The following is a 15,304-nucleotide window of genomic DNA, read 5'->3' on the forward strand; positions in this document are numbered from 1 at the left end:
CCCTGCGATATCATTTGAACTGCGGTTCACCCAGCCATCTCAGGGCGAGCGTCATTGCCTTCTCCGAATCGGCGACGCGGTGATTGGAATGAGATGGGTCGTGGACGAAGGCATGATTGGCATCTGGGAATCGCACGACTGTGACGCCGTGATCCTCCACATCACGAACCGCTTCGTCAGGAGTCAACGAATCCTGACCGGCGACCACAGATAGAATCTTGGGCCCGGTACCGTTCGCGAGGAACGACTGGATGGAAGCCCTGCCTTCGGTTCCGGTGAAGTACTCTGCTAACGGCCCGTAGAAGCTGACTGCTCTGGCAACGCGATCGGAAGCGCTGGCCTTGTACGCCCAGGTTCCTCCTAGGCAGAATCCCACGACGTCGACACGATCCGCCTCCGTTGCATCGCATGCCAACGCGATGTCGCCGAGCACCCCGGAATCGGTGAGTTGCTCGACGGCACGCAAACGGTCTGGGACGGAACCGAGACCGGTGATCCCCGGGAACGGGTCCAACGCGTATACAACAGCATCCAACTGACCGGCAATCCTCGCGCACATCTGCTCGAACACGGTCCGCAACCCGAAGATGTCGGTCAATACGATCACACCTCGGTGGCGCTTGCCTGCGGATGGCTTCGCAACGAGTACATTCGTACCGCTACTGAGCACGCTCTGTTCGACCGTGATTTCCGTCGACGTCATGCTGCTTCCTAGTGCGTCGGCAGAGTGACGGGTGCCGAGGTGAACGGCACCGCATTCTTGTCGGTCACCGTGACCTCCAGCGTGCCGAGGTTCCCGATCTCGACCCTGACCGAGTCGCCGTTCGCCAGCGGACCGACTCCCGCGGGGGTACCGGTGGCGATGATGTCGCCGGGCAGGAGAGTCATGACGCTGCTCGCGTAGGAAATAAGACCATCTACGTTGCAGATCAGCTGCGCGGTGTTCGCGTCCTGCCGCAGTTCGTCGTTGACCCAACATTTCAAATCCAGATTGTTCGGGTCCGGTACTTCGTCTGCTGTGACAACCCATGGACCAATGGGGGTGAAGGTGTCGTACGACTTACGCATGGAACGGTCTTCCGCTCCCCGACAGGTGATATCGAGGAGGTTGACGTAGCCGAAGACGTAGTCGCGTGCTTCGTCGATCCCGACGTTGCGAGCCCGGCGACCGATGACCACTCCCAGCTCGCCTTCTTGGTCGATTCGCACATCCGAATACGGCAATTCGATCGGCGTCTCGGGGCCGGAGACACTGGTCCCCGACTTGAGAAAGATTCCGAAATCCACGATCGTCTTGTTCGTGGGCAGACCGAAATCGATGATGGCTTTATCGGATGCCATCTCTTTCTGATGGTCATAGTAGTTGACCGGCGCGGCCACAACTTTGTTCGGTAGAGGCAACGGAGCATGGAGCGTCGCTGCTGACAGATCGAACCGCTCGGCATGGTCCAGGAGGTCGTCCGTGACCGCCTCGGGGCCGGCACCGGTGGACAGAAGCGCGTGCAGCGGGCCTTCTTTTCCGACGATCTGACCGTCGAGAAGTGTTGTTACATCTACAATTTCGGAGCCAACAACCACGCCCAGGCGTGAGTTGTTGAAGTGGACGAATCGCATCGGTGTATCTTTCTGTAGTTCCTGCGGACGATTGTGGTCGCGATGTGCATTTCCGAATGGCCGAGCCCCGGATTCGTCGACCTTCACGTGGTGGTGATTAACTTGACACCGTTGTTGAGCGTCAGAGCCCACTGAGAGAGTCGACGTCTCCTACCTCGATATTGCGAAGGAATTCCAGTACGGTCTTGTGCATTTCTTTCGTAGTATTAGGCGAGTACAGCCATTCGAGGACGTCGTAGTTGTCGGAACTGCGGCCTCGGAGCGCAAGATCTCGGAACTTTGCTCCGGTGCCAGGCAGGTAGCAGACTTCGCCGGAGAATCGTGCTGACAACTGTACAACCGATGTCCGCAGGAATCGCTGTTCTTCGAACTCGGCAAACACGGCGGCCGGGTCGTCGGGACTTTTGGCGACGAGGGCACCCAGAGCGACGGCGTCCTCCAGTGCCTGAATTCCGCCCTGTGCAAGGTACTGCAACATCGGGTGGGCTGCGTCGCCGGCCAGAAGCACCCTGCCCGATGTCCAACCCGAACTCGGGTCGCGGTCGTACATAGGCCAACAACGTGTGAGGTCGAGCTGCTCCACCGCGTCGCGCACATTCTCGTCCATACCGTGGAAGATGCTGCGCAATTGGCGCGCCATCTCTTCGGTGTCACGGTGGTCGGTCCCCTCTGCGACGCGAAAGACGGCAACACGGTTGAGTAGATCGCCGTCGCGAATCGGGTATTCGATGTAGTGAAGACCGTCGTACACCCAGATGGCAACTTCACCGACGGAGTCGTCCACGCGCGGGCTCGCCCCGCGGAATGCCACGTAACCGGTGCTTCGCGGGGCATCGGTCTTACCGACTGCCTTGCGGATGGATGAGCGGAGACCGTCGGCACCGATGAGTGCAGTTCCCTCGTACGTCGAGCCATCGGCGCATATTGCAGTGACACTGTCGTCGTGTTGAACGACTTCCTGAACGTCGCTGCTACTGGTCAACGTGACCAGTCCGGTGTCGACACATGCCTTTATGAGCAGGTCCAGGAGGTCTCCCCGGTGAACCACGAGGTACGGTGCACCGAACTGCTCTTCGAACTTGGTGCCGAAGTCGAACGAGATGATTTCCGAATTGTCGTCGGCGCGACGGGCAATGTATCGCTCGGGCCTACGGCCGGTCCGTCTGATCTCCTCGGCGACGCCCAGCGTATCGAGCGCGCGAATTCCATTCGGACCGAGCTGAAGTCCCGCGCCGAGCTCCCCGAAAGACGGAGACTTCTCCAGCACCTGACTACGCACACCGTTACGTGCGCAGGCGAGTGCGGTAGCCATTCCGCAAATTCCACCCCCGACGATGAGGATCTGCTTGTTTTCCGACGTCATGACGCGACCTGCTGCCTGTAGAGTCCGAACGGTTCGAAGATGGGAAGATCACTGAGAGCGAATAGAACTGCGTCCTCGCTGCCGTTTTCCACGTGGTGCTCGTGCCATGACCATGCAGGGACCACGAAGAAGTCTCGCTCACCCCAATCGAGACGTTCTCCGTTGACAATCGTATGACCGCTGCCCTTGACGACACAGAAAATGGTGCTGGAGGTCTGCTTGAACGACGTCGTCGAGATTCCCGACTTCAGCAGTTGGAGGTAGCAAGCCAGCGTCGGAAGCACGTGACCACCCGTGACGGGATTGATGTATTCCAACCGTGTGCCGTGCAGCGGATCGCTCACACCGTAGGCCGCCATCTCCTGCAGAGCGGCCCAGGTGTCACGCCACTTGTACACGGTCATCGGTGAATTGAGTCCCGCCGATTGCTCGCCGGCAGGAAGTACGCCGGCGCCGAAACGACCGGTGCCGGCAGCCTCCGGCTTGGTGATGGGCTGCAGGTCGCCGTCTGGGAAGTCCTCGAAGAAGGTGGCGCCAAGATCCTTGACGAATGGGGCATCGAGTCCGTCCAGCCACACGAGCGGCTGATCGCCCTGGACGCGGTGGTCGTGCCAGGTGGAGCCCGGTGTCAGCACCAGGTCGCCGTCCTCCATCAGTACCGGTTCTCCGTCGACCACAGTATGCCCGTTGCCACCCTGCACGATGAAACGAATTGCTGCGGGCGAGTGGCGATGCGTCAGTGCGACTTCACCCGGGAGTACGAGCTGATACCCGGCGGACATCGTGCGAGTCGCACCGAATGGCAGAGCTGGATTCTTCGCGTTCAGAGCGCGCCGTCCAGAATCCACGCCGACCACCGATTCTCCGGCCTCGTGAAGCAGGCCCATGACCTCGTCCCACCGCCATACGAACGGCACCTCCGGGATGATCGGCTCCGGATTGCCAGGGCCAGGCATACGCCACACGGGTTGCAAGTTGGCGGCCGACACGCGTGACAAGTACGCGTCCTCTGTTTGAACGTTCTCATTCGATCCCATAGGGAGTCCTCCGCTCTTCGGGACTATCGTTTATAGACCGGCCCTACCGTGGGCGGTGCACATTCAGCTAGTGTCGACTGTATTCATTAGTGGTCGAGCCGTCAAGGACACCACACGGTGAAACCGGGCTGGCAGAACGACGAATTCGCGTTCGCACAAGGATGTATGTGTACCTGAACCGATCGACCGGAGGCACGAACAGAAACCCGCAACGGTCGACGAGCACCCTTCACATCCCATGATCGAACGACTGCCTTCACGGGACGACGGGGTGCGATTTCGAATACGACAGCCCGAAGAAGCCAGGTGGTTAGTCCGACAACACGACACGGCCCACCTGAGTGGCCGACGGCTACCGAGCAATCAAGCGACCGCGCCGCTTGATTGCTGAATCCTCAGGCCGTCGAACCCGCCATGCGCGACTCCCCCACGCCTTCTTCCCGGCACATTTTCCCAGCCTCGAGCACTGCCTCACATGTGTGCCAGACGTGCCGTTCCGACGCTGCACGAGCGCCCTCCACATCTTCGGCTTCGATAAGCGAGAGGATTTCTTCATGCTCGGCGCAACTCTGCGCGGGTCGATGCACCCCATCGCCGCGCGACCACAGTCGTGTGTAACGCTCAGAACGCCGGCGCAAGGGATCCAACAACTCGAGCGCGGCTACGGCTCCGGATTGTCTGAACAACAGTTGGTGAAATTCAGTGTTGAGTTCCAGCCATGCAGTGTGATCGGGTTCATTTCGCAGCCTGTCGTTCACGGTTCGGGCTGCCTGAATCATCTCGGGCGTCAGATGCGGGATGGCTTGCTCCACAAGCCATCCTTCGATCAGGGCTCTGAGTGAAAAGACTTCGAGTAATCGGCCCGAAAGATCTCCTACGACCGACATGTAGACAGACTACAACAGGGCCACTTCGCCGGCGTCTCACGCCCAGTTCGTGCACACGTGGACAACTTGGACCCAACGGGCACCAATATGTTCGGGGCTTTACATCGGGTCGGAACTAGGCGTCCACATTGACGGATCTGCCGGATCGTGCCAGCAGGACTGTGTCCGGGATTCGAAGTGCTCGGTGCCGCGATGCCCGACACGACGTTCGGGCCGCAACGGATACTTCCGTTGCGGCCCGAACGGCACATCGATGTGGAGACGATCAGAGCAGAACGACTGGTTTGATAACTTTGCCCGATTCCGAATCAGCGAATGCTACGTTGATTTCTTCGAATGGGTAGGTCTGGATGAGCCGGTCGAATGGGAAATCTCCAGCGCGATACAGTGCGATCAAATGCGGAATGAATGTCTGCGGCACGGCATCGCCTTCGACGATCCAAGAAATCTTGATTCCGCGGGCCAAAGCACCCTGCAGATCGACGCTACCGTTGGTGCCGGCGGCGGAGGCGCCGACCGAGCCTGCGTGGCCCGCAACCGCCAACGACTCGATCATCTGTTGGAAGACCCCGGCGTTACCGGTGGTGTCGAGCGCTGTTTGCGCGCCGCTCTGGGTGATCTCACGGATTCGTGCGACGGAATCCTCGGTCGATCCGTTGATTGTGTGTGTCGCGCCCAATTCCTTGGCCAGCGCCAGACGGTCGTCGTTGACGTCGACAGCAACGATCGTCTTCACGCGCGAAGAGACAGCAGCCAACAGGGCCGAGAGACCGACCGCGCCGGCACCGAAGACGACGAAGTTGCCGTTCGCATCCGGCTTCAACACGTTGAGAACTGATCCCGCGCCAGTCTGGATTCCACAACCGAGCGGGCCTGCCAGTTCCAGCGGAAAGTCCTCCGGGATCTTGACGAGGCTGCGCGCAGCGACGATGGCATGCTCCGCAAACGATGATTGGCCGAAGAAGTGCGATCCCACCGCGGCGCCGACGGAATCCGAGAACGCCGACGTTTGATCGGGCCGGCCACCCATGAAATTGAGTCCGAACGACTCAAGACAGGAGGTGGGGTGTCCCGACAGGCACAACTGACAGGTTCCGCAACTGCTGACACTGGCAACGACATGGTCACCCGGCTCGAGATGGGCTACTCCGGCGCCGACCTTCTCCACGATGCCGGCACCTTCGTGCCCGAGCACGACGGGAGGCCGTGTCGGCAGCCAGCCGTCACGTACCACGGCGTCGGTATGGCACACGCCGCACGAGACAACCTTAATCTGGACCTCGTTGGCCTGCGGTTCGCCGAGTTCGAGATCCCGGATCGCAAGCGGGTTTCCATATTCTTCGAGTACAGCCGCTTTAACTTTCACGATAGTTCGTCCTTCACCGCTGGGAGTGGATTCAATTCAAGAGTTGGGTAGCGCACGCCTGTGCGAGCGTTGGTCAGCCGGGGTAGCTGCGACTGCCGGCCTGCAGGGTGATCCAACGCAATTCTGTGAATTCGTCGAGCGAGGCACGTGCTCCGAAGCGGCCGTAACCACTGTCCTTCACCCCACCGAACGGCATCAGTGGATCATCTTGCAAGGTGGGGCCGTTGACGTGGCACACACCCGCAGAGATTCGCTTGGACAACTCCAAAGCTTTGCTCAGGTCGTTGGTGAAGAGGGCGCTCGCCAGACCGTAGGGGGTGTCGTTCGCGATTTCGATCGCCTCGTCCTCGGTGCTCACTTCGATGATCGAAGCGACCGGCCCGAACGATTCTTCGTGGTAGATCCGCATCTTCGGTGTGACGCCTCTCAGCACGGTGGGCTTGACGAACAATCCGTCCCGCTCTCCGCCTGCCAGGACTTCAGCTCCGAGATCGACCGCGTTCTGGATCAGAGACTCGACATGATCTGCGGCTTTGGCGTGGACCATCGGACCGATCTGCGTACGCGGATCGAGTGGATCACCCACCGTCATCGCCGACACTGCAGCAGCGAGCTTCTGCGAGAACTCGTCTACAACTTCCTTGGCGACCAGGACTCGTTCGGTGGACATGCAAATCTGCCCTTGGTTCATGAATGCGCCGAATGCTGTTGCCGCAACTGCATCGTCGATCGACGCGTCTTTGAGGACCAGCAGCGGCGCTTTGCCGCCGAGTTCGAGCAGAACGCGCTTGAGGTGCTTTCCTGCCAACTCTGCGATGATGCGGCCGACTCGGGTAGAACCCGTGAAGTTGATTCGACGTACATCGGGGTGGGAAACGAGACGCTCGACGATCTGCGGCGCCTTGTCGGGGGCGTTGGTGATGAGACCGATCGCGCCCGCGGGCACACCGGCGTCGTGCAGAACCCGCGCGATTTCGGCCTGCGTGACTGGCGTTTGCTCGGAGGCCTTGAGAATGACCGTGTTTCCGTATGCGAGAGGCATTGCGACAGCACGAACACCAAGAACGAGCGGCGCATTCCACGGTGCGATACCAACGGTCACGCCCGCAGGCTGCCGTACGGCGAGAGACGTCAGTCCGGGCACGTCGGACGGAACGACTTCACCGACCATCTCGTATGTTTGGGCAGCAGCTTCCTTCAAGTAGCCGACAGATGCATATATGTTCATCTGACAGAACCCGAAAGTGGCACCCATTTCGCGTGCAATGGACGTCGCGATTGTGTCGCTGCGCTCCAGGAGCAGCTGTGCTGCCCGTTCCAAGATCTCCCTGCGCTGACCAGGGCTGGTCGAGCCCCACGCTGCCTGTGCTTGAACTGCGGCTGCGACGGCATCGTCGACGTCGTCGACGTCAGCTGCTGCAACACTGGCAATCGGATCTTCGGTGCCACTGACGTAAGTGGTCACTGTGGTTCCGGCACGTGCCGGAACCCACTTTCCACCGATAAGCAGCTCCACGCTGCTAGTGCTCTCGGTCACTTGCGCTCCTCATGTTAAGAAAGTGGTTGGCTGACGTGCCTGAGGGGTATCGCCATGATCGCTTCGCTAGGCCCCACAGATACGCATTTCATGGTCGATGCAGATATGGTGCCGATCATGGAAGATCGATTGTGAGAGTTCGTAGTTCTGACGAACGTGTTGTATCGCCACCGGTCGCGACGCGTGACACGCACAGGCAGAGAGTTGTGTCGGTCGTTTTCTGCGATTCGCTCAAGAACACGTCACGATGGTCGATCGTGCCGTCACAGTCCAGGACCCGCACGCTGCACAAGCCGCATTCGCCTTTTCGGCACCCCCACATCACCTCGACGCCTGCGTCCTCCAGTGCGTCGATGAGTGAGACGTCGGTGCCCACGGTGACTTCCAGAGGGAGCGCCGGAATCGAGACCCTGAATGCCTCGGTCGCCCACGCACCACTGTTGGCGAAGGTTTCGAAGCGCAGATTCGGCAATGCCAGCCCACGCGCGGTCCACTCATGCTTGACAGCTTCCATCAGTCCTATCGGACCGCACATGTACAGCTCTGTATCGGAAGCCGCACTCGACCCCGCGACCTCGTCGATCAGAGCCTTGACGTCCAAACTCGTGTCCTCGTCGTCGACGTGAACGGTCACATGCTCACCATGCTCCAGGACAAGCTGGTCGAGATACGCCATGACGCCGCGCGTGCGACCGACGAAGTTCAGCTGGTAGTCCGCCTTCCGACGTCGTAGGGCTGTTGCCATCGCTGCCAGTGCAGTGATTCCGATGCCTCCCGCGAGCAGGACGTAACGTGACGCACCTACTCCCAGCGGGAAGTTCTGCAGGGGCCCGGCAACCCTCAACCGACTGCCGACGACGAGCTCGTGCATGGCGCGCGAGCCGCCTCGCGAGTTGCGAGCGAGCTGCACACTCAAAGTCCACAAGCCTCCCTCCTTTTCGGAGTTCACCACGGAATACGATCGTCGAATCTGCCGCCCCTCGTGACTGACCTCGATATCGATGTGCGCACCTGGCGCAACCGGGTAGGGGCGGTCCGGTCGCAACACCAAACCCCGCACACCTTCGGCCGGATCGAATGCCTCGACGACTTCAGCGAACTGCCAAGTCCGCGACGAATGTTCGCTCACAACTCACCCGTGATTCGAGCGTCGGATGGGCGACCCTCGGCCTGCAGCATGCGATCCAGGATGCGCCGCACCCACATTCCGCCGGCGTCGATATTGAGGCTGTAGAACTCGTAGTCGGGATTCGCGTCGATCGCGGCCTGCTGAGCAACCAGCATGTCTTCGTCCTCGCCGAACACGCCCTTTCCGCCTTCGCGCAGAAATGTGGTCAGAGTCTGACTGTCGAGGCACCAGTCACGCATGAACGACCAGAAGTAGTGGCAGGTCCGGTCGGTTTCCGGAGTGATCGTGTTCATCACCGTGCCGGTCACGCCCTGACTACGGTCACCCTCGGGTGCTCCGGTCCCTGCCTTCGCAACTCCCACGTCGATACGGATCGTCGAAGGCGCCTCGAACTGAATGATCTGCCATCTGTCGACCTTGCCGTCGTAGCCCGGGAAGCGGTCCTGCAAGTTCTTCTTCCACAGAGGTGGGGCGTCGACATTACGCATCCACCTGCTCACCACCACATGCGTCTCGTCATGAGTTACTTTGAACTCGGCGTTCGACAGCTCGTCCTGGCCGATGCTCGACGAGTGGACAAATTCTTCGTGAGTGAGGTCCATCAAATTGTCGAGCATCAGTTGGTAGTTGCAGTGGGCGTATATGGTCTCGCCGTCACCCGCCCAGCCCTGCGAGTTCATCTGATGCATATCCGGAACGAGGTCGGGGTCCGCCAGATCAGGATCTCCGAGCCACACCCACACGAATCGGTAGCGTTCGACGACAGGGAACGACGGCACGAGTGCGCTGGGATTGATTGTGTTCTGCGCCGGCATGCCCGTGCATCGCCCAGCCCGGTTGAACCGCAGTCCGTGATAGGGGCACTGCAATTCATCGCCTATTACCTTCCCCTTGGACAGTGGGGCCAGCCGATGCCAACAGGCATCTGCCAGGGCGGAAATGCGGCCGTCGCGGGTGCGCCACAGTGCCAGTGGACGATTGGCCACCGTTCGCGCGAGTGGTTTGCGGGACGACACCTCATGCTCCCACGCCGCTACGTACCACGCGTTGAGCGGATGGTTGAAGATCTTGCTGGTTGCAGATGTCGGCGCGTTGGTCTCGGCGTCTTCCAGATCGCGAGGTCCTGCGGGCGTGAGCGCGGTCGGTGAAGGTCCGGCCATGTCGGGTCGAGCGGTGATCGTCATGCTGTTCCTATCCGTGTCGCATCGCGTATGGTGCACATCACACCGACCTAGTGTCGACTGTATTCAGTTCGCGCAAACGAGTCAAGGGCACACATTGATGGAACCTTGACCCCTGACCGCAGAATGAATACAGTAGCCACTGATAGCTGTGAGGTACGCCACGTGGGCCGGGAGGACACCCTTGGATCTTCCATATGTTCGACCGTCGCAGGCGTCGCCGCACCTGCCCCTACGAGGACCCACGTGCGGGCGGAGAAGTAGAAGTGAGACGGGTAAGCACGGATGAGTGAGAACGTTTGGCGCACAGATGCTTTGCCTCTCGCGAAGGCCGTCGCACCGCAGAGACGGGTCGGTTGCGGCTTCTGCTGACACCACGTCTCGGCCCGGGCAGTGCGGTGTCAGCAGTGAAACTGAAGCCTCAGCCCAGCTCTCGACTCGACGGTCCGGGATCGGAGTGCACGAGCCTTTGACGAATGAAGGAAAACCCCATGACCATCTCAATCAATCGGGACAGGTGCGAAGGCTACGGGATGTGCGCGCAAGCCGCACCTGACTTGATCGAACTGGACGACGATGGCGACCCTCAAATCACAGATCCAGAGCTACTGCGTGCCGATCTCGACAAAGCGCAGAGCGCCGCCAGAGCGTGCCCTGTTGCCGCAGTCAATCTTGCCACGTCCCCGTCCACCTCAGCGAAATAGAGGAACTGACGATGACCATCACCACCGGCACCACGCACCAGGCAAAATACGCATCTGATATCGATCCTTTCAGCGACGAACATCTGCAGGACCCGTACGAGAACTGGGCTGCGCTGCGCGACATCGGTCCAGCTGCTTACCTGACGAAGTACGACATGTGGATTCTCACCCGGTACGACCAGGTACGCGAAGCCCTCGGCGACCACGAGACCTTCGTCTCCGGCCGCGGGGTGGGGATGAATCCCTTCTACAACAAGGCCTATGAAGGTGCGCCGCTCAACACCGACCCGCCGATTCACGGCGAACTTCGTAAGGTGTTCACTGATGCGCTGCGCCCCAAGTTCATTCGCAAGGCCATCGGCGATATCGAGCGCAACGCGACGCAGCTCGTCGACCAGGTCCTGGAACGAGGAACATTCGACGCGGTCGAGGATTTCGCCAAGGTTCTTCCAGTGGAAGTAGTGATGGACCTCGTCGGCTTCCCCCTCGAAGGGCGTGAAAACATTCTGATCCGGGCAGAAGGAGCATTCAACGCCGCGGGCCCGCAGAATCAGCGTGTGACCGATTCGCTACCCAAACTGGATCAGCTGTTTGCGTACCTACACGAGGTGGCCACACCGGACAATCTGATGCCCGACGGCTTTGGTGCGATGATCTACGCCGCAGCGGACCGTGGCGAATTCCCGCCGCAGGCCTGCATCCCCATCATGTCCGGCTATCTCACCGCAGCTCTGGACACCACGATCACGGCCACTGCCAGCGCGATGATGCTGTTTGCCCAGCATCCCGAACAGTGGGCACTTTTACGCGAGGATCCGAGTCTGGTGCCGTCCGCGTTCCTCGAGACCGTGCGAATGGAGTCTCCGGTTCAGGTGTTCTCGCGGGTCACCTCGCGCGATGTTCAGTTGGAAGACATCATCATTCCTGAAGACTCCAGGGTCATACATTCTTACGCTGCCGCCAACCGCGACCCACGCCACTTCCTTGACCCTGACAAGTTCGACGTGACCCGCAACCCCGTCGACACGTTAGCGTTCGACTACGGCGTCCATGATTGCCCCGGTCAGTCACTGTCGAAGATGGAAGCTCACGGCTTGTTCGATGCGCTCGCCAAGAAGGTCGATCGCATCGAGCTCGCGGGCGACATCAAGTACGTGCACAACAACCTCACACGCGGACCCTCCGAACTTCCTGTTCGCGTCTACCCGCGTTAATCTCCAGCGTACGTAGCGCCCGTATCCGCGGCCCAAGAAGTAGGTCACCAGTGAAAATTTCCCACAACGAGACTCAACTGACTCTCATCATCGATGAGAAGTTCGACGCAGCAGACGGAGTCGCAGTACTCCGACTCCGATCTGCTGATGGTTCAGACTTGCCTAAATGGTCGCCCGGCGCCCATATCGATTTGCTCTTACCCAGTGGGATGACACGGCAGTACTCACTGTGTGGTGATCCGCTCGACCGATCGATGTGGCAGATCGGGGTTCTCCGCGAACCTGCGGGCCGCGGTGGTTCGCAGATGATCCATGACAAACTGGCGGCCGGGGACACCATCGAGGCCCGCGGTCCACGAAACCACTTCGAACTGGAATCATCACCGAAGTACCTTTTCATTGCTGGCGGTATCGGCATCACGCCGATCATGGCAATGGCTGATCATGCCGAGAGGAACGGTGCAAGCTGGAGCATGGCCTACGGGGGTCGAACAAAAGCCAGCATGGCATTCGCAGACGAATTGACAACTCACTATTGCGACAAAGTCGCGCTTTGCCCACAGCATGAGACAGGTCTGTTGGACCTGGACGAACTGCTGAAGGACATTCGTGAGGACACTCTCGTCTATGCATGCGGACCGGCCCCGCTACTCGATGCCATTTCGGAGCGTTTCAGCAAGTACGGGTGGCCGAACGGCGCGCTACACGTGGAGCGATTCACCGCCAAACAGGGGGTCGAGCCCGCATCGAATTCCTCATTCGAAGTCGAACTTTCGCTGACAGGGATGACGATAACGGTCGATCCGAACGAATCAATTTTGGAAGCGGTGACCGCCTGTGGCGTCCGGGTAGAGTCATCGTGCAGCCAAGGCACCTGCGGCACATGCGAAACCACTGTACTCGACGGCACCGTCGATCATCGCGACTCGATTCTCACCGACGATGAGCAAGCCGCGAACGACACCATGATGATCTGTGTATCGCGCGCGAGTTGCCCCCGCCTCGTGCTCGAACTTTGACACAGATACGTCGTCAAGTCCAGACGTGCAGGGAAGGCCATGCCGACCTGACTATCACCACGTCGGTAAGCTCACTCCGTCCGGGCCACGACGCGACCGGCTCGTAGAATCCGTGGGACCGGTTCCACACCCCAATGCTCCGAAGGGCGCGACCTACACCGAGGGCACTGAACTCGCCCCGCACGACTATTTCGCCACCGTGGCGCGGGCCGAACGCGAGTGGCTGCGAGCACTGGTCGTCGACATCGTCCCGGGCGTATTCCCGTGGCCCTCCCTGCGGTGAGAAGCGAGTCCGGATTCTGCGCCGGAAGGAGCGTGGAGGCGAGAGGCCGCTCCACCGGCCGCGCCGGTGTGCCTCTTCAAACATGCTTCACAGCACGCTATCTCGCGGATGCCGCTGGTCGGCACGGATAGCAATGCAACACATAAGGCTTCCTGTGCCTCTCGTAGACTGGACCGTAGCCCAAACACCCGGCAGCCACCAAACCCGATCCTGCGATTACCAGGCCATGGGAGCCGGAAAGAAGGTTTCGCTCCACTGTGCACCGGTAGACAACACCAGGCGGTTACGAAATAGACCCGCAAGAAGTCGAGAGCTTCCTAAATACCTTCTCCCGCTGTCGAGACACGGACAATCCGACTTCCACTGGATCTCAGAGCAAAGAAAGCACAGTGACATGCCCTTCCTCATCGTTCATGCGGCGATCGCATTGACAACGTGGCTGTCCACCGCCCTGGATCGGGCCATCCTTGATTTCGCACGGCGATGGGCGCCCTTTGGGCACGCTCCACCGGAAGACATTCTGGTCGAGTTCAGCATGACAACCCGCCCGAACTTTCCTTTCATGAGTGCCAGCGTCTCGAATAGCTCGCCCACGACGCACGGTTTTCCCTTCAGATGAACCCATGCCCGCGGGTGGGGTGATCCGCCCTGGAGGTCTCCGGCCTTGTCCCATCCAGCTTTCGTCCTCGACCGCGACGCCCTCGTGAGCGGGCCAGTCAGCCACTGTGTTCAACGATCGATTGGAGTATCGATTCCTATGTCCGACAACAGAGCAGTCGTCTACGCCGGTGCCGGCAAGGTGGACGTCGTTGGCGTCGACTTTCCCACGTTCGCCCTGCAGGACGGGCCCGGCGTGAACCCGGCCAGCGTGGGACGTGAGTGCCCGCACGGGGTCATCCTCAAGGTGGTCTCCACCAACATCTGTGGTAGCGATCAGCACATGGTCCGGGGTCGCACCACCGCGCCCGAAGGCTTCGTCCTCGGCCACGAGATCACCGGTGAGGTGATCGAGGTCGGCCCGGATGTCGAGTTCGTCAAGGTCGGCGACTTGTGCTCGGTGCCGTTCAACATTGCCTGCGGCCGCTGCCGTAACTGCAGGGAAGGCAAGACCGGGATCTGCTTGAACGTCAACCCCGACCGTCCTGGCGCCGCCTACGGCTACGTCGACATGGGCGGTTGGGTCGGTGGTCAGGCCCAGTATGTGATGGTCCCGTGCGCAGACTGGAACCTGCTCAAGTTCCCCGCCCGCGATCAGGCGATGGAGAAGATCCTCGACCTGACGATGCTCTGGGGCATTTTCCCACCGGCTTCCACGGCTGCGTGACCGCCGGAGTCAAAGTCGGTTCTACCGTGTACATCGCCGGCGCTGGCCTCGTCGGTCTCGCCGCCGCGGCCAGTGCACAGCTTCTCGGTGCCGCGGTTGTTATCGTCGGTGACCTGAACAAGGATCGGCTCGTGCAGGCCCGCAGCTTCGGGTGCGAGACGGTCGATGTCAGTCTGGGCGATCCGAAGGAGCAGATCGAGCAGATCGAGCAGTTCCTCGGGGTGCCAGAGGTGGACTGTGGCGTCGACGCCGTCGGTTTCGAGGCTCGCGGGCACGGTCATGGCGCGGCCACGGAAGCTCCGGCCACCGTCTTGAACTCACTGATGGACATCACCACCGCCGGAGGTGCGATCGGCATCCCGGGTCTTTACGTGACCGGTGACCCCGGGGCCGTCGACGAGGCCGCCAAGGTCGGTGCCCTCTCACTCAGCCTCGGCACTGGATGGGCCAAGTCATTGGCGCTCGCGACAGGCCAGTGCCCGGTCATGAGCTACCACCGGAAACTGATGATGGCAATCCTCCACGACAAGGTCCACATCGCCAAAGCCGTCAACGCCAAGCCGATCAGCCTCGAAGGCGCCCCCCCCCCCCCGTTACGTTATTTACGGTCCTTCACAGAAGGGCTACGGTCGCCAGACCCGGTATG

General features: G+C 60.5%; 13 protein-coding genes and 1 pseudogene. 5 read left to right on the top strand and 9 right to left on the bottom strand.

Annotation, left to right across the window (positions count from 1 at the left end; translation table 11 throughout):
• Nucleotides 1-10: 10 nt before the first annotated feature.
• From P3H15_RS39585 to P3H15_RS39625, 9 genes are all read right to left on the bottom strand, one after another.
• Nucleotides 11-703, bottom strand: a complete 693-nt coding sequence (locus P3H15_RS39585; protein ID WP_276142259.1) for a dienelactone hydrolase family protein — start codon at nt 701-703, stop codon at nt 11-13.
• 8 nt (nt 704-711) lie between these two features.
• Nucleotides 712-1,701 (bottom strand): fumarylacetoacetate hydrolase family protein, encoded by a 990-nt coding sequence (locus P3H15_RS39590; RefSeq protein WP_276142260.1) that lies wholly within the window; start codon nt 1,699-1,701, stop codon nt 712-714.
• A 34-nt stretch (nt 1,702-1,735) separates the two neighbouring features.
• Complete coding sequence (locus P3H15_RS39595; RefSeq protein WP_276142261.1) at nt 1,736-2,977, bottom strand: FAD-dependent monooxygenase; 1,242 nt, start codon at nt 2,975-2,977, stop codon at nt 1,736-1,738.
• Nucleotides 2,974-4,014 carry a cupin domain-containing protein gene (locus tag P3H15_RS39600; RefSeq protein ID WP_276142262.1) on the bottom strand — a complete coding sequence of 347 codons (1,041 nt, stop codon included), beginning with the start codon at nt 4,012-4,014 and terminating at the stop codon, nt 2,974-2,976. Before P3H15_RS39600 ends, P3H15_RS39595 begins: the two co-directional genes overlap by 4 nt.
• A 395-nt stretch (nt 4,015-4,409) precedes the next feature.
• Nucleotides 4,410-4,901: a GntR family transcriptional regulator gene (locus tag P3H15_RS39605; protein ID WP_276142263.1), complete on the bottom strand. Its 492-nt coding sequence runs from the start codon at nt 4,899-4,901 to the stop codon at nt 4,410-4,412.
• 265 nt (nt 4,902-5,166) lie between these two features.
• Entirely contained in the window at nt 5,167-6,267 is a 1,101-nt protein-coding gene (locus tag P3H15_RS39610; protein WP_276142264.1) for an NAD(P)-dependent alcohol dehydrogenase, read from the bottom strand.
• A 73-nt stretch (nt 6,268-6,340) separates the two neighbouring features.
• A complete protein-coding gene (locus P3H15_RS39615) occupies nt 6,341-7,804 on the bottom strand; it encodes an aldehyde dehydrogenase (RefSeq protein ID WP_276142265.1) in 1,464 nt (487 codons plus the stop codon).
• 115 nt (nt 7,805-7,919) lie between these two features.
• Nucleotides 7,920-8,933, bottom strand: coding sequence for a PDR/VanB family oxidoreductase (locus P3H15_RS39620; RefSeq protein ID WP_276142266.1), 1,014 nt, complete (start codon nt 8,931-8,933; stop codon nt 7,920-7,922).
• A complete protein-coding gene (locus P3H15_RS39625; protein WP_276142267.1) occupies nt 8,930-10,117 on the bottom strand; it encodes an aromatic ring-hydroxylating dioxygenase subunit alpha in 1,188 nt (395 codons plus the stop codon). Before P3H15_RS39625 ends, P3H15_RS39620 begins: the two co-directional genes overlap by 4 nt.
• Before the next feature lie 488 nt (nt 10,118-10,605).
• On the opposite strand from P3H15_RS39625, the gene P3H15_RS39630 reads away from it, so the two are divergent.
• The 5 genes and pseudogenes from P3H15_RS39630 to fdhA form a co-directional block, all read left to right on the top strand.
• Nucleotides 10,606-10,818: a ferredoxin gene (locus P3H15_RS39630; RefSeq protein WP_276142268.1), complete on the top strand. Its 213-nt coding sequence runs from the start codon at nt 10,606-10,608 to the stop codon at nt 10,816-10,818.
• 11 nt (nt 10,819-10,829) lie between these two features.
• Nucleotides 10,830-12,032, top strand: a complete 1,203-nt coding sequence (locus tag P3H15_RS39635; RefSeq protein ID WP_276142269.1) for a cytochrome P450 — start codon at nt 10,830-10,832, stop codon at nt 12,030-12,032.
• Nucleotides 12,033-12,088: 56 nt separating this feature from the next.
• Nucleotides 12,089-13,051 (top strand): PDR/VanB family oxidoreductase, encoded by a 963-nt coding sequence (locus tag P3H15_RS39640; RefSeq protein WP_276142273.1) that lies wholly within the window; start codon nt 12,089-12,091, stop codon nt 13,049-13,051.
• A gap of 112 nt (nt 13,052-13,163) precedes the next feature.
• Complete coding sequence (locus tag P3H15_RS39645; protein ID WP_276142270.1) at nt 13,164-13,334, top strand: hypothetical protein; 171 nt, start codon at nt 13,164-13,166, stop codon at nt 13,332-13,334.
• A 757-nt stretch (nt 13,335-14,091) separates the two neighbouring features.
• Nucleotides 14,092-15,242, top strand: a pseudogene (gene fdhA / locus P3H15_RS55575) (formaldehyde dehydrogenase, glutathione-independent); the annotation flags it as partial.
• Nucleotides 15,243-15,304 lie beyond the last annotated feature (62 nt).

This window comes from Rhodococcus sp. T2V, from assembly GCF_029269925.1.
Lineage (GTDB): Bacteria > Actinomycetota > Actinomycetes > Mycobacteriales > Mycobacteriaceae > Rhodococcus_F > Rhodococcus_F koreensis.

What these genes read in the sequence shown, in the direction of transcription:
- P3H15_RS39585 (WP_276142259.1), bottom strand. Translation starts at nt 703, where the DNA reads ATGACGTCGACGGAAATCACGGTCGAACAGAGCGTGCTCAGTAGCGGT.
- P3H15_RS39635 (WP_276142269.1), top strand. Translation starts at nt 10,830, where the DNA reads ATGACCATCACCACCGGCACCACGCACCAGGCAAAATACGCATCTGAT.
- P3H15_RS39595 (WP_276142261.1), bottom strand. Translation starts at nt 2,977, where the DNA reads ATGACGTCGGAAAACAAGCAGATCCTCATCGTCGGGGGTGGAATTTGC.
- P3H15_RS39605 (WP_276142263.1), bottom strand. Translation starts at nt 4,901, where the DNA reads ATGTCGGTCGTAGGAGATCTTTCGGGCCGATTACTCGAAGTCTTTTCA.
- P3H15_RS39625 (WP_276142267.1), bottom strand. Translation starts at nt 10,117, where the DNA reads ATGACGATCACCGCTCGACCCGACATGGCCGGACCTTCACCGACCGCG.
- P3H15_RS39600 (WP_276142262.1), bottom strand. Translation starts at nt 4,014, where the DNA reads ATGGGATCGAATGAGAACGTTCAAACAGAGGACGCGTACTTGTCACGC.
- P3H15_RS39630 (WP_276142268.1), top strand. Translation starts at nt 10,606, where the DNA reads ATGACCATCTCAATCAATCGGGACAGGTGCGAAGGCTACGGGATGTGC.